Raw genomic sequence first — 17,896 nt, 5'->3', positions numbered from 1 at the left:
CACGGAGCTTTCTCCGTGCCCGGCCTGTCGGGTGTTCAGGCGAGGAACGAGGCCACCGGCGGTGCCACGAATTCAGCGGGCGCGCCATGGTCTTGGCCTTCGAGCACGGTGAGGCGTGCCTCCGGCAGCAGCTGGGTGAGCCGAGTCGCGGTGTTGCGGAAGAACTCCGGGCTCGCGTCGCCGAGCAGCACGAGTACCGGAACATCGACGGCGCGGACGAGGTCGAGCGGGATCACCCCGCCGGTGTCGGAATCGCCCATGATGGCAAGGTCGTAGGGCATGGTCGACGCCACCGCCTGCATCCCGGGGTCCTGACTAGAGGCCTGCGCCGCCTCCGGCGGAGCTCCCGCTGCGGTCAGGAAGATCCGCACCGCTTCGGCAGGGCGATTCTGTTCGACGGCCGCCCCTACCTGCTCGGCGAGTTCCCGTGCGCTCCTTCTGCTTTCGTCGCTGTCGTCGCCGTAGGGCGGTTCGTGCAGCACCAGCTTGGTGATCGGCACGCCTGCCGCGGCGGCCCGCAATGCGAGACCGGCTCCCGACGAATGCCCGTACACCGCGGCCTTGCCGCCCAGTTCGTCGATCAGCGCGGCCAGGTCCTCGATCTCCCGCTGCACCGCGTACGGCGCGGTATCGCCGCTCTCGCCCCGCCCGCGGCGGTCGTAGTTGATCACGGTGAACCGTTCGGCCAGCCGGGTGGCGAGGTCGTGCGTCATCGGCCGCGAGCAGAACATCCCGCTTACCAGGACAACCGGTGCGCCGTCGCCGAATCGGTCGAACGCGATCCGGGTTCCGTCGGCGGAGGTCACGAAATCTGTCACAGCTCTTTCCTTTCGTCACCGGTGCAGACGAGGCAGGGCGGGCGAATTGATCGGTGCCCCGGCCGATCAGGCGGCGCTGCCGGTCAGGTCGCGTTCGACCGACCGTGCGGTGCCCTGCGCCACCGCGCACAGCACCGGTTCGGCATCGGCACTCTCGGCGTAGATCTCGCAGCGGACGACGGCCTGGCGCCGGGTCGACCCGGTGACGGTGGCGACGGCGCGCAGCCGAGTTCCCGCGGCGGGGCGCAGATAGGTGATGGTGAAGCCGCCGGTGAGCACATTCGCGCCGAGCGCGGTGCCCGCGGCGAAGGTGAGCGCGTTGTCGGCCGCGTAGGACAGCACGCCGCCGTGCACGAAGCCGAACTGCTGGCCGAGTTCGGGGCGGATGGGGATGACCAGAGTGACGGTGCCGTCGCCGAATGCGGTGATCTCGGTGCCGATCAGCTCGGCGAAGGGTTGCGCGGCGAGCACCTTCTTGGCGAGGTCGATATCGATGGTGGAAGAGGTCATCAGTTGCCTTTCGTTCGCGCTGGTCCGGACCGGCCCGGACGCGATAGTCCTTGGGGCGTGGTCTGTTTCACGGCCGGTGCTCGGCCGTGCGCAGCGTTTGCCAGGCCGCGTCGGCGAGTTCGTCCGCGACGTCGGTCGGGGCGGCGAGCATGTCGCCGCCCAGCCACTGCCGCGAGTACTCCTGCGCGGGCCCGAGCCACAGGGCGTATACGAGATCGAACGAGAGATCGCGCACCGCGCCGTATCCCGCGTGCGTGCGCCACCAGCGGACGACGTTGCGCAGGAACTCGCGGTTGCTGTCGCTTTCCCGTACCCCGGGCGGCCGCGCGGAGGAGAGAACCTTTGCGCGGTACTGATTCTCGGCGACCCAGCGCAGATGTTCGCGCACCCCCGCCGTGATTCCCGCCTCGGCGTCGGCGCTGTCGCCCACCGCGGCCCAGAAGTGCTGCTGGTAATCGACGAGCGCGTTGGCCCAAACCTGGCGATACAGATCCGCCTTGTCCGGAAAGTGGTGATAGAGAGCGCCGACGCTGGCGCCCGCCGCGTCCCGGATCTGGTTGAGCGTCGCCTCCAGCGCGCCTTGTTCCGCGAACTGCCGCTCGGCCGCCAACAGCAACCGATCTCGAATCTTCATATCCAGAATTTAGTTCTGTTTTCTGGGCAGCGCAATGGCCGCGGCGGGAACGCGAGGTCGATGAGACGGTCAGGCCGGACGTGGCCGACCCAGTAGCCAGGCCATAAACGATCGCCGCGGCCGGCGCGGGTACTTCACGATGAGCGCCCCGGAACCGACTCGGCCATCGATGCGCAACAGTGGAGCGCCGGGCAGTACCGGCCCGGTGGCCTTGTTCCGCACGTCACCACTTTTGGTCTGCACCCGGTCGACGTCGACCAGCCAGCCGCGCGGCACGATCAGCTTGATGGTGCCGGAGCCGACGGACGCGTGCAGCACCACCTCGCGATGGGGGCAGAGGGTCTGCGTGAAATTGATTTTGATGGTGCCGGAACTGCATTCGGCGGTGATCTCGGCGGGCACGATCCACTGACCGGCCTTCGTCCGCGACCCGCTGCCGACGCGCAACTCGATCGGCTCCCGCGCCATGGCGTGCACCGGCAGATCCGCCGTGACGGCCGTCAGCTCATCGGTCGTCCGCGCCGAATAAACCGTGACGAGTCGCCGGTCCAGCTCCATCAGATCGAGTCGCCCCTCCTCGACCGCGAGGTGCAGCTGCCGTGCGGCGATTTCCCGGTCGGCGTGACCGACCCGGACGGCAGGCGGCGGGGCGGGCTGGTCCTGGGCATCGGTCATCGGGATGCTCCCCCTTTTCGTGCTCATCGAGATCGTAGGCCGGTTGCCGCACCCGCGCATCGCCGTCAGGCCCGATCGGACCGGAATTCCGGCTGCTTGTCACCCTGGTGGGGTAAGACGGTCATATGGCCAGGTGGCTGTTGCATGTCGATCTCGACCAGTTCCAGGCGGCGGTGGAGTTTCGCCGGCACCCGGAACTGCGCGGCCTGCCGGTCATCGTCGGCGGCAACGGCGACCCGACCGAGCCGCGCAAGGTGGTCACCTGCGCCTCCTATCCGGCGCGCGCGTTCGGCGTCCGGGCCGGGATGGCGCTGCGGAGCGCGCAGCGCAAGTGCCCCGAGGGCGTCTTCCTGCCCTTGGACATGGCCTGCTACGAGGAGGCGTCGGACGAGGTCATGTCGTTGTTGCGGACCTTTCCCGGCCGCGTCGAGGTGTGGGGCTGGGACGAGGCCTTCCTCGCCGCCGACACCGACGACCCGGAGGCACTGGCCCGCGAGATCCGCGGCGCGATCGAGCAATTACAGCTGTCCTGCTCGATCGGCATCGGCGACAACAAGCTCACCGCCAAACTGGCCACCGGGTTCGCCAAATCGACCGGCAAGTCCGCCGCCGGACCGGCCACCGATGCGGGCGCGGCCGCCGGCGTCTTCCGCCTCACCGCCGCGAACTGGACCGAGGTGATGGCACACCGTCCGACAAATGCCCTGTGGGGCATCGGAACCCGGATCGCCAGTCGCCTCGCCGACCTCGGCATCAGCACGGTCGCCGACCTGATGGCCGCCGACCGGCAGCGCCTGGCCGCCGAATTCGGCCCGACGACCGGCCCTTACCTGTGGGTTCTCGGCCACGGCAAGGGCGATACCGACGTCACCACCGAACCACGAGTCCCGGTGGGCCGCAGCAAGTCCGAAACCTTTCCTCGTGACCTCACCGATCCGGCCGAAATTCGCGACCAGGTCGCGCGGCTGGCCACCGAGGTCGCCGAAGAAATGGCGGAAGCGGGCCGCGTCGGTACCCGGGTCTCGGTAACCGTCCGGACCAACACCTTCTTCACCCGGAGCAAACAGGAAAAGCTGCCCGCGCCCACCATCGATCCGGCCGAAATCACCGAAACCGCTCTCCGCATCATCGACCGCTTCGACATCGATCGCCCCGTCCGCCTCCTCGGCGTCCGCCTCGAACTCGTCCCGGAGTAGTCCGCACACCGTCTGTGTCAGCCGCACACACAAGCTGTGCATCCCGACAACGCGCGCGTGCGCCAGACGTCGGGATCTGTCCAGGTGGGCGGCAACGCTCGTATGCTCGTCGGCATGGAGTTCTGGGCGATGGTGGCGCATGAATCTGACGGCGGGATCGTTCTCACCAAGCAAGAGGTGGGCGAGGAATTCCTCGGGCCGGGTGAGGTGACGATCAAGGTGCACTTCTCCAGCGCGAACTACAAGGACGGGCTGGCGATCACACCCGGTGGCGGGGTGGTGCGGAAATATCCGATCATTCCCGGCATCGATATCACCGGCGAGGTGGTCTCCTCCGAGGACGACGATTTCGCCCCCGGCGACCTGGTGGTCGCACACGGCTACGACATCGGGGTCGCGCACCACGGCGGATACGCCGAGTACGCCAGGGTGCCCGCCGACTGGGTGGTGAAGCTCGACGGCCTCAGCCCGCGGGACGCCGCCGCTCTCGGCACCGCCGGTTTCACCGCGGCGCTGAGCGTGCAAGCCCTGCTCGACCGGGGACTCACCCCGGAGGCGGGCGCGGTGCTGGTCACCGGTGCGACCGGTGGGGTCGGCAGCGTGAGTATCGATATCCTGTCCGGTCTCGGCTACGAGATCGTCGCCTCCACCGGCAAGACCGACGCGGGCGATCTGCTCAGCGAACTCGGCGCCAACGAGGTCATCGGCCGCCTGCCCGAGGACCCCGAAGCCAAACTGCGGCCATTGACCAAGGCCCGGTGGGCCTCGGCGGTGGACAGTGTCGGCGGCAAGTCGCTCGCCTACATCCTCAGCGCCATCGGCTACGGCGGCGCGGTAGCGGTCAGCGGGCTGACCGGCGGTTCCGACCTGCCGACCACGGTCATGCCGTTCATCCTGCGCAACGTCGCCCTGCTCGGCATCGACTCCGCCTTCGTGCCGATCGAGAAGCGCCGTGAGCTGTGGACCCGGCTCGGCAATGAGCTGCGGCCACAGCACCTTTCGACGCTCACCCAGTTCGCGCCGGTCACCGACGCGTCGAAGGTCCTGCAGTCCATCCTGGGCGGCACCCACACCGGCCGTACCGTTTTCAGCGTCCTCGGCGAATTCTGAACGGACCGAAAAGACCTGCCCGACCAGCAGTGCTGATCGGGCAGGTTTTCGCTGAATTCGGTTGTCCTACTTGACCAGAACCGCCTCTTCGAGCAGACCATCCACCGCGTCCGCCGAGATGGTCCTGTTGTCGCGCATGACGATCAGCGCGACGATCGCACCGGCCAGGATTCCCGCGCCACCCGCGAGGAAGCTGGTCGACATGGCGGTGGTGAAGGCCTCGCGGGCGGCCGCGACCAACTCGGTGTCGCCGGTGCGGGCGGCCAGCGCCAGCGCGTCGCCGATCGAGGTCCGGGCGATCGCGGGGGCCGAATCCGGCATGTTGCCGGTGAAGCTGCTGGACAGAATGCTGCCGAGCACCGCGATGCCGAGGGCGGCGCCCGCCTGCTGAATGGTGTCGTTGAGCGCGGACCCGACACCCGCCTGCTCCGCTGGAACCGCGCCCATCAGCGCGGCGATCGCCGCGGGCTGCGCCAAGCCCGCACCGGCCCCGAGCACCACCAGCGCGACGGTCAGCACGCCGAAGCCGCTGTCCGGGGCGAGTCCGGCCAGCAGGCCGAGACCGATGGTCGAGACCAGCATGCCGGTGCCGGCGAGCGTGCGGTGGCCGACCTTGCTGCCCAGCCCCGCGCCGAGACCGTTGAACACGATGGAGGCGGCCATCATCGGGATGAAGGCCAGTCCGGCCTCGGTGGGCGAGTAGCCGAGCACGAACTGCAGGTATTGGGTCAGCACGAGCAGCAGTCCGCCATTGGCGACCTGGACCAGGGTGAGCGACAGGCTGCCACCGGCGAAGTCCCTGTCGCGGAACAGGTTCAGCGGCACCATCGGATGCTCGACCCGCTTTTCCCACACCACGAAGGCGACCAGGCTCACGACGGCGATGGCCAGCGTGCTCAGCGTGGAAGCGTGATCGAAACCGCCCTTGGGGAATTCGATGATGGTCCACACCAGCGCGGTCATCCCGATCATCGACAGCAGCGCACCCGGCACGTCCGGCTTGGTCCACGGTCCCTTGGATTCCGGCATCAGCACCAGCGCGGCGACAATGGCAACGGCGGCCACCGGAATATTGATCAGAAACGCTGCGCCCCACCAGAAGTGCGCGATCAGCACGCCGCCCAGCACCGGCCCGCCGACCAGCCCGAGCACCGAGGCGGCGCTCCAGAAGCTCATCGCCTTGCGCCGTTCCGCGTCGTCGAACACGGTGATCAGGATGGACAGGGTGCTCGGCAGCACCAGCGCGCCACCGATGCCCATTACCGTGCGGGCCGCGATCAACTCGAGCGCGCTCGTGGCCAGTGTGGCGCCGAGTGAAGCCACGCCGAACAACACCAAACCGATGATCATCACTCGGCGCCTGCCGAACCGGTCGGCGAGACTGCCGGAGGTGAGCAGCAGGCCCGCGAACACCAGGATGTAGGAGTCCAGGATCCACTGGATGTCCTGTGCGGTCGCGTTCAGGTCCTCGGCCAGCGGCGGCACCGCCACGGCCAGCACGAAGTTGTCGATGACCAGGACCAGCGTGCTGAGGCACAGCACGATCAGAATCCACCAGCGCTTCGGATTGCGGGTGTCACTCGCGTCCATCGGAAACTCTCTTCTCGCGGTGTTGCGTACGGCGTTCTCCAGCTGCGAACACTGTACGCATGGTTTTCGGACGTACGCAAGTGCGAACATCGTGCGCTATCCTCGATGGCAACGGAAGGAGTCGACGTGGCCGTCGAAAAGCAGCAGCAGATCGGATCGGTGTGGACGCGACCGCGTCGGGGCCGGGAACAACCGGCTCTGACCAGGGAACAGATCGTCGCCGCGGCGGTCGGCTTGCTGGATTCCGAAGGCATGGAAGCGCTCACCATGCGCCAGCTCGGTGCCCGGTTGAATGCCGGTGCGACCTCGCTCTACCGGCACGTCGCCAATCGAGACGAGCTCATCGAGTTGGTCGTCGACGAGGTCTACGGCGAGATCCGGGTGCCCGAGATCAGCGATCCGGCGGACTGGCGCACCGCAACCGAGTCCTGCGCGGAAAGCCTGCGCGCGATGATCCTGCGACACCCGTGGATGGCGTCGACACTCGGCCAGGTCGGGCTGTCCTATCTCGGCCCGAACGTCATGCGGCTCAACGACGGCCTGGTCGGGCTGTTCGAAGCGGGCGGTTTTCCGGCGGCGGAGGCGGGCGACGCGATCAGTGCCGTGATGAGCTACGTCGTCGGGATGGGGATCAGCGAGGCGGCGTGGCTCGCACTGCTGGCCCGGACCGGCCAGACGGAACAGGAGCTGATCGACCAATTGCGACCTGCCGCCGAGGAGGCGGCCAGGGACTATCCGAGGTTCCAGCAGGACGATTGGGACATGAACCCGACCGAGCGCCGCGACCGGAAGTTCCGTTACGGCCTGGACCGCGTCCTGGACGGACTGAACGCCCGCCGGGGCTGAGCTCGATCAAGCCGGGGCTGAGCTCGATCAAGCCGGGGCTGCGCCCGATTACGCCCCGGGGCTGTCCCCGATTCGTCTCAGTGCCAGGTGTGGTCGGTCAGTGGGGTGCGCGGGCCGAATTTCGGCTTGTGCGCCTGGCCGCTGATCTCCAGCAGCCGGACGGCCCGATAGCGGTGCGGGCGAAGCGGTTCCAGGTATTCGACCATGGTGTCGTCATCGATGGGGTGGCCGAGCAGCGTCCAGCCGACGATGGCAGCGAGGTTGAAGTCGCCAACCGACAACGCATCCGCATCGCCGAAGGCGCGCTGGGCGGTTTCGGCGGCGGTCCATACGCCGATGCCGGGGATGCTGCGCAGCCTGCGGGCGGCCTCGGCCGGATCGACACCCGCCGCCCGTTCCAGTGAGCTCGCCACCCGGGCGGCCCGCACGATGGTCTGCGCCCGCTGCGGCCCGACATTGGCGCGGTGGAAAGCCCAGGACGGGACCCGCCGCCAGGTGTCGGCGTCGGGCGGCAGCCGCAGGCCCTCCGGTGCCGGGCCCGGTGCGGGATCGCCGAACTGCCGCACCAGTTTTCGCCACGAACCACGGGCCGAGATGCTGTGCACCTTCTGCTCCAGCACCGCGGGCACCAACGCCTCGAAGACCAAGCCGGTACGCAACATCCGCAAGCCGGGGAAGCGGCGATGCGCCTCGACGAGCTTCGGGTGGTCCGGGACGAAGCCGTCCAGATCCTCGTCCAGGCACAGCATGTGATCGAGGCCGTCGAGGAATTCCTGGGCGCCCGGCCCCCACGCTTGTCCGTGCACCGCGCACGGCCCGGACTGAGTCAGCCGGTAGGTGACGGGGCCCGACGACATGCGCGAGGCGTGCCAGTGCGCACCATCGCGGGTGGTCTGATGGCACGGGTCGCCGGCGCCACGGCGCAGCGGCGCGATCGTGCACGCCAAGTCGATCGGACGGTCGGACGTCACGGTCCTGGCCAGACCGGTTGGGTCCACCTCCGGCTCGACCATCGCGTTGCGCATCGGACCATTCTGCCCGATGGCGTGCGGCGGAATGCGTGCCCGTCCGCTGTCGGTCGGAAACTACTTGCCCACAACCGAATTCATCGTTTCTCGATGCCGATTCCGTATGACCGCAGGTCCACGGTATTTTGTAACGCGAAGAATGGACGTGGCGATATTGGTTCCGATCGGCAAACAGCTGGCAGTCGCCACATGGAGGTATCGAATGATCACCAACTTGCTCAACTGGTTGCTCAACGCCTGGGGTGGCGTTTCCGCAGGTAGCTCGGGTTATCAGATTCCGCCCGGCACCCTGCCGTTCGGCAGCTGACCGGTATCGCGCACTCGCCGTGCCCGCTGGCTCGGCGAGCGCGCGAAAGCCTCACTGCTCCAACAGGAACTGCGCCAGATGGCGGCCCCGGCGACCGGTCAGCTGGGCGGCCTGGGTACGGCAGGAGAAGCCGTCCGCGAGAAATACCGCATCGTCCCCGGCGGTGCGCAATGCGGGCGACAAGCCGTTCTCCGCTACCGCGACCGAAATGTCGTAATGGCCGTTCTGCATTCCGAAGTTTCCCGCAAGTCCACAGCATCCGGTGATTTCAGTCACTTTGATAGCCATTGTGGCTAATACCTGGCGATCGGCATTGAATCCGAGAATCGCATGCTGGTGACAATGCGGTTGAACCACCACTGTCCGGCCGGGCCGGTGCGGTGGCCGCCAGTTCGGTTGTTCGGCCAGGAACTCGGCAAGGGTGCGCACGGCCTGTGCCGTTGCCGCCGCGCGCGGGTCGTCCGGTAGCAGCTCGGGTAGATCCGAGCGCAGCACGGCGGTGCAGGACGGTTCCAGGCCGACCACGATGCCGCCGCCGCGCACGTGCTCATCGAGCGCGTCCAGCGTGGCACGCAGGCGTGCGCGGGCGCCGTCCAGTTGGCCGGTGCTGATCCAGGTGAGTCCGCAGCACACCCGCCGGGCGGGAATGCGCACCCGGTAACCGAGCGACTGCACCAATTGCGCCGCGGCCAGCGCGATCTCGGGATCGAAGGCGTTGGTGAAGGTGTCGATCCACAGCATCACCTCGGGTCGATCGGCACTGTCCCCCGAGGTGCTGGCCGGACTCTGCGTTTCGGTCATTGCCGCACCGGTGCGTGGGTTGTCCTCCGGCGCACCCGCCGACCCGATGGGCGGTGCGAGGCCGCCGAGGTCGCGCCAGATCCGCCGGAAACTACGGTCCGCCAGTCGCGGCACCTCGCGGCGCGGATCAATACCCGCCGCGCGCAACCCGATTCGGCGCAGTACGGCGACCTCGGCCAGTGCGTTGGCGGCCCGCGGCATGCGGGTCGCGGCGGCCAGCCAGCGCGGCAGCCAACCCAGCGAGTAGTGATCGAGCGGCCGAGGGCGGTACCGGTAGCGGCGATACAACGCCTCGGCCTTGTAGGTGGCCACGTCGACGCCCGCCGGACAGTCCGACCGACAAGCCTTGCAGGACAAGCACAGATCCAGCGATTCGGCGACCGCGTCGGACGACCATGGCAGCGCGCCGCGCACCACTTCCTGCAATACCCTGGCCCGGCCTCGGGTGCTGTCCTTCTCGTCCCGGGTGGCCAGGTAGGACGGGCACATGAAGCCACCGGCGGCCCGCGTATCGGCGCGGCACTTGCCGACACCCACGCAGCGGTGCACCGCCGTCCCGATATCGCCGTTGTCGTGCGGGAACGCGAAGCCGCCCGCAGCGGGGACCAGTGGCAGCTCGGCCACCCGCAGGTCGGCGTCGATCGGTCGCGGCTCGACCAGCACGCCGGGATTGAGCACATCGTCCGGATCGAAAAGGGCCTTGTATCCGGCGAATACGTCGAGCACCGGGCGGGAGTACATGAGCGAGAGCAGTTCCGACCGGGCCCGGCCGTCGCCGTGCTCGCCGGACAGCGAACCACCATGCCGCACAACCAGTTCGGCGGCGTCGAACAGAAAGCGCCGAAAGCGTTGCGGGGCATCGGCAATCGGTAGATCCAACCGGACGTGGATGCAGCCGTCACCGATGTGGCCGTACAGCAGGCCGTCTACCCCGTGCTCGCGCGTGAGGTCGGCGAAATCCCGCAGGTAGGCGCCGAGCCGCTGCGGCGGTACCGCCGCGTCCTCCCAGCCCGGCCAGGCCGGGTGGCCGTCCGGCGTGCGACCGGCCAGGCCCGCGCCGTCCGCGCGGATGTGCCAGAGTGCCGCCGCGGCATGGGGATCGGTGACGATGCGGGAATCCATCGCGGCGACGGACCGGCGCAGTTGTTCGGCGACCGCCACTGCCTCGGCGGGGGTGTCGCCCACCGTCTCCACGAACAGCCACCCGCCGCCGCGCGGCAGGTCCGGGACGGTGCCGCGATGGGCGCGGACGACATCGACGAGTCGTGCGTCGATGCCTTCGACCGCGGTCGGTGCGCATGCCATCACCGCGGCGACATCGTCCGCGGCGGTGGCGATGTCGGGGTAGCCGAGCACCGCCAGCACGGTGGCCTTCGGCAGCGGAACCAGCTCGACCGTCGCGTCGAGCAGCAGCCCGCAGGTGCCCTCGGACCCGACGAAGGCCTTCGCCACCGCCGAACCACGTTCGGGCAGTAGATGTTCCAGCCCGTAGCCGGAGGCCTGCCGCTCGAAGCGACCCAGCTCGGTGCGCAACACCGCGAGGTTCGCCCCGGTGAACTCGGCGAGGCCGGGCAGCACGGACAGATCGTTCGCGAGCGTCCGCTCGACACCGCGGCCGTCGAGAATGCGCAGTTCTCGCACCGTGTCCGAGGTGCGGCCCCAGGCGACGGCGCGCGGCCCGCAGGCATTGTTGCCGATCATGCCGCCGAGGGTGCAGCGATTCTGCGTGGACGGGTCCGGCCCGAACCGTAGCCCGTATGGTCGAGCCGCGCGCTGCAACTCCGAAAGTACGACACCGGGCTGTACCCGGGCGACCCGCGTCTGCGGATCCACTGCCAGGATCCGATGCATATGCCTGCTGAAGTCCAGCACCAGCCCGGGGCCGACCGCATTGCCCGCCACCGAGGTGCCACCGCCCCGCGCGGTTACCGACAGCCCGTTGTCTTTGGCGAATTCGAGGGTGCCCGCCACATCCTCGTCCGTGCGGGGAAACACCACCGCCCGGGGCGGCACCCGATAGTTGGAGGCGTCCGACGAATACTCGGCCCGCCGACGCGGGGATGCATCGACCTCACCGCCGATCCTGCCGCCCAGCGCTGCCACCACCCGGTCCTCGCTCACCACGCCAGCCTAAGCGCGCCCCACCCCGCAGCGCGGTTTCGCTGTGCGGGGAATCTGGGTGGGGTGGGATTGACTTGCTCTCAACCTTTGTTGAGGTCTTAGTGTCGGTGCCGACGGCTTTGATGGGGTGGGGAGCGAGAGGGAGTTCTACGTGAGTATCGAATCGGTGGCGTGGAGCCAGATCTATCGGCGGGCCAACGCGCCCCAGGAGCAGCGGCCGTTCAGCATGGCCACGGCCCGGCGCATTATCGGGTTCGCCGCGCCGCATCGCCGCCGCATCGGGGTGTTCCTGCTGCTCAGTGTGGTGTCCGCGCTGCTCGCGGTGGCCACGCCGGTGCTGGCGGGCCGGGTGGTCAACAACATCGTCGGTGGTGCGGCCCCAGCGGTCGTGGTGAAACTCGCGCTGATCATCGGCGCGATCGCGGTCTTCGACGCCGCGCTCGGCCTGGCCATCCGCTGGTTGTCGTCGCGCATCGGTGAGGGCCTGATCCTGGACCTGCGGACCGCGGTCTTCGATCATGTGCAGAAGATGCCGATCGCCTTCTTCACCAGGACCCGCACCGGTGCGCTGGTCAGCCGGTTGAACAATGACGTGATCGGCGCCCAGCGCGCGTTCAGTGACACGTTGTCCGGCGTGGTGGCCAATCTGGTGACCCTCGCGCTCACCTTGGGCGTGATGCTCAGCATCTCCTGGCAGATCACCCTGCTCGCGCTGCTGTTGCTGCCGGTGTTCGTCCTGCCGGCTCGGCGGATGGGCAACCGGCTGGCCGACATGCAGCGCGAGGCGGCCAAGTTGAACGCCGCCATGAGCACGCAGATGACCGAGCGGTTCTCCGCGCCCGGCGCCACGCTGGTGAAGCTCTTCGGCCGACCGCGGCAGGAATCCGGCGAGTTCGAGCTGCGTGCCCGGCGGGTGCGTGATATCGGCGTGCGCACCTCGATGCTGCAGACCGTGTTCGTCACCTCGCTCACCCTGGTCTCGGCGCTGGCGGTTGCTCTTGTCTACGGACTGGGCGGCTGGTATGCGCTGCGCGGGCAACTGGACGCAGGTGCCGTCGTGGCCTTGTCGCTGCTGCTGACCAGGCTCTACACGCCGCTGACCGCATTGGCCAGCGCCCGGATGGAGATCATGGCCGCGCTGGTGAGCTTCGAGCGGGTCTTCGAGGTGCTCGATCTGCGCCCGCTGATCGAGGACGCGCCGGACGCGGTGCCGGTGCCGGCGGGACCGGTCGCCGTCGAACTCGACAATGTGACCTTCGGTTACCCGTCCGCCGACAAGGTGTCGCTGGCCTCGCTGGAGGACGTCGCCACCCTGGACACCCGCGGCGGCGTCGACGTGCTGCACAATGTGTCGTTGCGCGCCGAGCCCGGCCAGCTCATCGCGCTGGTCGGCTCGTCGGGAGCGGGCAAATCGACTATCGCCCAACTGGTTTCCCGGCTGTACGACGTGGACAGCGGCGCGGTGCGGTTGAACGGAACAGACGTGCGCGAATTGACCACCCAGTCGATCAGGGAGACCGTCGGCCTGGTCACCCAGGACGGGCACCTGTTCCACGACACCATCCGCGCGAACCTGCTGCTCGCCCGGCCCGAGGCACAAGAGGCCGAACTGTGGGATGCCTTGCAGCGAGCCCGGTTACGCGATCTGGTCGAATCCCTGTCGGACGGCTTGGACACCGTGGTCGGCGAACGCGGCTACCGGCTCTCCGGCGGTGAACGCCAGCGCTTGACCATCGCCCGCCTGCTGCTCAAGCAGCCGCGTGTGGTCATCCTCGACGAGGCCACCGCCTCGCTCGACTCCACCTCCGAAGCCGCTGTCCAGGAAGCACTCTCGGAAGCACTCGACGGCCGGACCGCCTTGGTGATCGCGCACCGCCTGTCCACCATCCGCGCCGCCGATCAGATCCTGGTGCTGGAGGACGGCCGAATCATCGAGCGCGGCACGCACACCCAGCTCTTGGCGGCCGAAGGCCGCTACACGGAGCTGTACCGCACCCAGTTCGCCGACGACCCCGCACCGGTCGCGGCCTGACCCCCGGCCCGATGACATCCGGTCATCGGGCCGACCGGCAGCCAGACCTACTGCGTCGACGGGTCGGCGTAGCAGGTCATATCTTCGGCAGGCAGCGTTCCCGTACCGAGATAGGTATTGATCGCGTCGTTCACGCAGCTGCTCAGCCCGGGCCGAAAGGTCAGGTGGATGCGGACATCCTGCAAGGTGACCAGCCGCGACTCGGACATGTACTCGTGCAGCTTGCGCGCATGGGCGTACGGAGTACGGGGATCGCCTGTCGCGCTCAGAATGAGCGCGGGCACCGCATTGCGCACCACGGTCGCGGGTTCGACCGGACTCGGCCAGAACGCGCACGGCTGAATATTGCTCGCCATCGCCCCGAACACCGGCTGGGTGGCCCGGCTCTCCTCGATGTTGCGCCAGTACCAGCCCGGGTCGCGCGGCACCCCGACGTCGCCGCAGGCGATCTGCGCCAGCGCCGAGTTCTCGCCGTCGCGCAACGCCTTCAGGATGGCGCCGAGCCGCGGCGAGCGTGCCGTCGTCGGCGGACCACCCGCGGCATCCGCGATCTCCCGCACCGTCTCGGCCATCGCGACATTCAGCCGGAAATTCGTCAGCAGCCCGTGCAGCACGAACGGCAGCCAGTGATCGTCGACAGCGAAGCCGTCGATCACGATCGGCTGCCGCGCCGCGGTCCGGACCAGGTCCTCGATCGTCGTCCGCACCTGCTGCGGGGTCGACCCGAAGTGGTAGGTGTCGTCCTTGGTCGCGGCCCAGCCCGCCCAGTCGTCCAACGCGATCTCGTCCGCCGGTCCCCAGTCCTGCACCAGCCCCGCCCAGTACCGGTCCGGATCGATCGCGCTGTCCAGCACGATCCGTCCGCTGCGTTCCGGGAACATCTGGGTGAACACCGCGCCGAGGTAGGTGCCGTAGGAGAGCCCGAAGTAGTCGATCTTCGGCTCGCCTAGCACACCGCGGACGACATCCATGTCCCGAGCGGTATTGCGGGTGGTGAACTGCCGCATCATCGCCGGGTCGTGGATCAGGCAGCCCGCCGCCATGCCCGCCGACTGCACCGTGTCGTGCACGAAACCCAGCGGGTCCAGGCCGGCCGACCGGATCATCTCGCCGACCGGCCACCCGCACCGTGGGCTGCGGCCCGATTCCCCGACGCCGCGCGGGTCCATGCCGATCAGGTCGTGCGTGGCCAGCACGTCCGGCGTCAGCACGTCACCGAGCAAGTCGACGCTGTCCAGTCCTTCCCCGCCGGGCCCGCCCGGATTACCCAGCAGAATCCCTTGCCGCCGAGCTGGATCGGTGGCCTTGACCCGCGATATCGCCACGGTCATCGTCCGGCCGTCGAGCCTGCTGTAGTCGAGCGGCACCAGCACGTCCGCGCACTCGCCACCGGCTTTGTCCAGATTCGCGATTCCGCAGGGCTTCCAGTGCAGCTGTTGGCGGTAGAACCGGTCCATCCCGGTCGAGCCCGCGTCGTCGCCCGGCGCGGCGTTGCCGTAACCACTGACCGGCACGGCGGTCAGCACCGAAACCGCCAGCACTGCCACCGAACCTCGGAACAGCCTCATCAACACCAGACTTCGCCTCTCACACGCCCACATACCTCGTCGCGCAGAGAACGGTATCGGATCGCGGCTGTTTCGGTCGGGTGCCGAGGTACCTCAGGACGGCAGCGCGCGCTCGTCGAGCACGCACTTACCGGCCTCGACCAGCGTGGTCCGGGCCCGGCGGCGAACCAGGCAACGGTCGACGGTGCAATCGAGGTGTAATTGCATTGCCGCGTGTGCTTGTTCGATGGTCATGACGCCGGGATCGGTCCCGCACGCCAACATCGCGGCCACATGCATATTCAGGTTGGTGAGTTGCATCAGACGATTCCCGCCTCGTGCCGGTCGTTGCGCCGACGATGTCGGGCCGGCGCCGGGTGATCGTCGGCCCAGGAGGATTGCCGCACGGCCATCCCGACCGCCTCGAGCGCGGTCAGCCCGACCTCGTCGGCGAGCTCACCGACGACGTGGAGCAAGGTCGGCACCACTTCGGCAACCCGCAATGCGGCAACCGCTTGCGCGCACGTCAGCGTGCGGCCGGGAAGGTAGGAAACCACCCAGCTCCCGTGCCCGACGCTGCGTGCTCGATGCGCGGTGAGATCGCTGGTCATCAAGGACGACGCTATGACATGTACAGCCATGACTCCTCGTTCCTGCGGGCGACTCCTGGTGAGTGCCCGGAGGTTTCGCGGCGACGCCACTGCGGGCGTTCGACCTCCGGGCATACTTCCAGCACACCATTGCCGGGTGCATGAAACAACGCCCGCGATGGATATCCAAAGATTTCGCGCGAATTCCCAGCACGAAAACCAGCCGGGAGGGGAGGATTCTCCATAGTGGACGAAAGAGCCCGCTGCCCAAGCGAAGTGACGGGGAACCGAGCTTGCTGGTTGCCCCCGGAAAACCACGGGTGAGCAGCCGAACACAGAACGGAGCGTGCTGTGTCAGCGAGTTCGGCAAGAGCGTCAACGAGTTCGGAGCGAGCGTCCGGATGGTCCGACAAACCGACCGGTACCGAGAGTGCCTCCTCCACGTTACCGCGCCGGCAACTAGGTAGATATCTTCGCGACTGGCGCACCCAGGCGGGGTTGACCATCGCCGAGGCGTCCCGGCTGATGGAGTGGGGCGCAAGCACTCTGCAACGCCTGGAGAAGGGTCAGGCCGATCGCATCCGCACCATCGACATCCAGGAACTGTGCCGCATCTATGGCATCCCCGACGAGCTGGCCGATGGTCTCAAGGGTTTGGCCCAGCAGGCCGCGGTCAAAAGCTGGTGGCACGCCTACGGCGACCTGATCCCCGAAAACTTCGACGTCTATGTGGGTTTGGAGGCCTCGGCCCAGCAGCTGAGCTCCTACCAATCCGAGCTGGTGCTCGGCCTGCTGCAGACCGCGGACTACGCCAGGGCGCTGCACCGGCTCGGCTACCCGGATGACACCGACGCCGAGCTGGAGCGGCGCGTGCAGCTGCGGATGCAACGGCAGGCATTGATCACCCGGAAGGCCTCGCCGGCCACCGTTGCCGTGGTGTTGCACGAGTCGGTCTTGCGTCGCGTGGTCGGTGGCGCCAAAGTGATGGCGGCGCAGCTACGACATCTTGCCGATTTGAGTACCAGTGACAATGTTTCGGTGCGTATTCTGCCGTTCGCGGCCGGCATTCCGCTCGGAGATTCAACTGGACCGTTCACCATTCTGGAGTTCGGTACCGATAGCAAGGGGCAGCCGGTAGAGCCACCCGTGGTGTATGTGGAGGGTTTTACCGGCGATCTCTACCTCGAAAGACCGGTCGATGTGCAGCGGTATCATCGGGCACACGAGTGCCTCCAGCGCGCCGCGCTGGATATACAAACCAGCAGACATCTGCTCCGGCAGATAGCGAAGGAGTTTGCGGCATGAGTATCGATCTTATTGGGGCGCAGTGGTTTACGAGCACGCGCAGCGGCAGCAAGGATTGCGTCGAGGTGGCTTTCCTCGATGGTGGACATGTCGGTGTGCGCGACAGCAAGAACCCCGATGGTCCGGCCCTGGTTTTCGGTCCCGCGGAATGGGATACGTTCACCGCCGGAGTGACGGACGGCGAATTCAGCCGTTCGTGAGTGTGGCTCGAGCAGCGACGTCGAGCGCAACCGAGGAGAAGTCGTGAGTATCAATAGTGGCGCGAATGTCGATCTGACCGGAGCGACGTGGCGCAAGGCCGGCGCGGGCGCGGGCAATGACAGCGTCGAGGTGGCGCAGCTCGCGGATGGTCACGTCGGCCTGCGCGACGGCAAGAACCCCGACGGGCCCGTACTGGTCTTCACGCCCGCGGAATGGGCCGCGTTCACTGCCGGTGTGCACGATGGCGAGTTCGACCGCCCGGAATAGCGCGAAGGCCCGGCTCCCCCGCCTCTCCGGGTATTCAGGCCAGACTCGGGCGGGGGAGCCATCGGCGTTGTCTGTTGGCCGCGAGTTTCGCCTGAAGATCTTTTGGGTAGTTAATTTTTTGTGGACCGTGGGCTCAAAGGTTCCCACTCCCGGTACAAGAAATTGCGGCCTGGGGATTGGGTGGAATGGCTGATCGTGGCGCTGCTCTTCGCGGTGACCTCGATCGGCGTTTACATCCTCACCGGCTCACTGCTGTCGGCTCTGTTCGTCGGTGTGTTGGTGTGGGTGGTCGCCGTCGGCGTGGTGGCGATGTTATGA

At 67.8% G+C, this 17,896-nt stretch carries 18 protein-coding genes; 8 read left to right on the top strand and 10 right to left on the bottom strand.

The features are described from left to right. Positions 1-35: 35 nt before the first annotated feature. The 4 genes from ACFK0J_RS40105 to ACFK0J_RS40090 form a co-directional block, all read right to left on the bottom strand. On the bottom strand, positions 36-818 hold the full coding sequence (locus ACFK0J_RS40105) for an alpha/beta fold hydrolase (protein WP_378735174.1): 783 nt from the start codon (positions 816-818) through the stop codon (positions 36-38). 66 nt (positions 819-884) lie between these two features. Further along, positions 885-1,328, bottom strand: a complete 444-nt coding sequence (locus ACFK0J_RS40100) for a PaaI family thioesterase (RefSeq protein WP_378735172.1) — start codon at positions 1,326-1,328, stop codon at positions 885-887. A gap of 67 nt (positions 1,329-1,395) precedes the next feature. Beyond that, positions 1,396-1,962 carry a TetR/AcrR family transcriptional regulator gene (locus ACFK0J_RS40095; RefSeq protein WP_378735170.1) on the bottom strand — a complete coding sequence of 189 codons (567 nt, stop codon included), beginning with the start codon at positions 1,960-1,962 and terminating at the stop codon, positions 1,396-1,398. Positions 1,963-2,031: 69 nt separating this feature from the next. Further along, positions 2,032-2,637 carry a DUF1707 domain-containing protein gene (locus ACFK0J_RS40090; protein ID WP_378735169.1) on the bottom strand — a complete coding sequence of 202 codons (606 nt, stop codon included), beginning with the start codon at positions 2,635-2,637 and terminating at the stop codon, positions 2,032-2,034. A 125-nt stretch (positions 2,638-2,762) separates the two neighbouring features. On the opposite strand from ACFK0J_RS40090, the gene ACFK0J_RS40085 reads away from it, so the two are divergent. Then, on the top strand, positions 2,763-3,833 hold the full coding sequence (locus tag ACFK0J_RS40085; protein ID WP_378735167.1) for a DNA polymerase IV: 1,071 nt from the start codon (positions 2,763-2,765) through the stop codon (positions 3,831-3,833). A 114-nt stretch (positions 3,834-3,947) separates the two neighbouring features. Next, positions 3,948-4,943 carry an oxidoreductase gene (locus ACFK0J_RS40080; protein WP_378735165.1) on the top strand — a complete coding sequence of 332 codons (996 nt, stop codon included), beginning with the start codon at positions 3,948-3,950 and terminating at the stop codon, positions 4,941-4,943. A 66-nt stretch (positions 4,944-5,009) separates the two neighbouring features. Here ACFK0J_RS40080 and ACFK0J_RS40075 read toward each other — a convergent pair whose 3' ends face one another. Beyond that, a complete protein-coding gene (locus tag ACFK0J_RS40075; protein WP_378735163.1) occupies positions 5,010-6,533 on the bottom strand; it encodes an MFS transporter in 1,524 nt (507 codons plus the stop codon). Between the two features lie 105 nt (positions 6,534-6,638). Between ACFK0J_RS40075 and ACFK0J_RS40070 the strand changes: the two genes are divergently transcribed. After that, positions 6,639-7,379: a TetR/AcrR family transcriptional regulator gene (locus ACFK0J_RS40070; RefSeq protein WP_378735161.1), complete on the top strand. Its 741-nt coding sequence runs from the start codon at positions 6,639-6,641 to the stop codon at positions 7,377-7,379. 77 nt (positions 7,380-7,456) lie between these two features. Here the strand turns inward: ACFK0J_RS40070 and ACFK0J_RS40065 are convergent, their stop codons facing one another. Both ACFK0J_RS40065 and ACFK0J_RS40060 read right to left on the bottom strand, forming a co-directional pair. Next, positions 7,457-8,404: a DNA-3-methyladenine glycosylase family protein gene (locus tag ACFK0J_RS40065; protein ID WP_378735159.1), complete on the bottom strand. Its 948-nt coding sequence runs from the start codon at positions 8,402-8,404 to the stop codon at positions 7,457-7,459. A 361-nt stretch (positions 8,405-8,765) separates the two neighbouring features. Then, entirely contained in the window at positions 8,766-11,639 is a 2,874-nt protein-coding gene (locus ACFK0J_RS40060; protein ID WP_378735158.1) for an FAD-binding and (Fe-S)-binding domain-containing protein, read from the bottom strand. A gap of 148 nt (positions 11,640-11,787) precedes the next feature. Between ACFK0J_RS40060 and ACFK0J_RS40055 the strand changes: the two genes are divergently transcribed. Beyond that, the gene (locus ACFK0J_RS40055; RefSeq protein WP_378735156.1) at positions 11,788-13,668 is read left to right on the top strand and encodes an ABC transporter ATP-binding protein; all 1,881 of its coding nucleotides are present in this window, start codon (positions 11,788-11,790) and stop codon (positions 13,666-13,668) included. Positions 13,669-13,715: 47 nt separating this feature from the next. Here the strand turns inward: ACFK0J_RS40055 and ACFK0J_RS40050 are convergent, their stop codons facing one another. The 3 genes from ACFK0J_RS40050 to ACFK0J_RS40040 form a co-directional block, all read right to left on the bottom strand. Then, positions 13,716-15,236 (bottom strand): alpha/beta hydrolase, encoded by a 1,521-nt coding sequence (locus ACFK0J_RS40050; protein WP_378735154.1) that lies wholly within the window; start codon positions 15,234-15,236, stop codon positions 13,716-13,718. Between the two features lie 93 nt (positions 15,237-15,329). Beyond that, the gene (locus tag ACFK0J_RS40045) at positions 15,330-15,536 is read right to left on the bottom strand and encodes a hypothetical protein (protein ID WP_378735152.1); all 207 of its coding nucleotides are present in this window, start codon (positions 15,534-15,536) and stop codon (positions 15,330-15,332) included. Then, a complete protein-coding gene (locus tag ACFK0J_RS40040; RefSeq protein ID WP_378735150.1) occupies positions 15,536-15,826 on the bottom strand; it encodes a hypothetical protein in 291 nt (96 codons plus the stop codon). The genes ACFK0J_RS40045 and ACFK0J_RS40040 overlap by 1 nt, the downstream gene beginning before the upstream one ends. Positions 15,827-16,156: 330 nt before the next feature. Here ACFK0J_RS40040 and ACFK0J_RS40035 point away from each other — a divergent pair, with 330 nt between their 5' ends. The 4 genes from ACFK0J_RS40035 (at position 16,157) to ACFK0J_RS40020 (ending at position 17,896) form a co-directional block, all read left to right on the top strand. Continuing rightward, complete coding sequence (locus ACFK0J_RS40035) at positions 16,157-17,110, top strand: helix-turn-helix domain-containing protein (protein ID WP_378735148.1); 954 nt, start codon at positions 16,157-16,159, stop codon at positions 17,108-17,110. Next, positions 17,107-17,310 carry a DUF397 domain-containing protein gene (locus ACFK0J_RS40030; protein WP_378735146.1) on the top strand — a complete coding sequence of 68 codons (204 nt, stop codon included), beginning with the start codon at positions 17,107-17,109 and terminating at the stop codon, positions 17,308-17,310. The genes ACFK0J_RS40035 and ACFK0J_RS40030 overlap by 4 nt, the downstream gene beginning before the upstream one ends. Before the next feature lie 43 nt (positions 17,311-17,353). Continuing rightward, entirely contained in the window at positions 17,354-17,578 is a 225-nt protein-coding gene (locus ACFK0J_RS40025; RefSeq protein WP_378735144.1) for a DUF397 domain-containing protein, read from the top strand. A gap of 180 nt (positions 17,579-17,758) precedes the next feature. Next, the gene (locus tag ACFK0J_RS40020; protein ID WP_246634268.1) at positions 17,759-17,896 is read left to right on the top strand and encodes a hypothetical protein; all 138 of its coding nucleotides are present in this window, start codon (positions 17,759-17,761) and stop codon (positions 17,894-17,896) included.

This window comes from Nocardia brasiliensis, from assembly GCF_042691675.1.
Lineage (GTDB): Bacteria > Actinomycetota > Actinomycetes > Mycobacteriales > Mycobacteriaceae > Nocardia > Nocardia brasiliensis_D.
The sequence above is the reverse complement of the archived record's forward strand: the minus strand, read 5'-3'. Positions and strand labels throughout refer to the sequence as shown.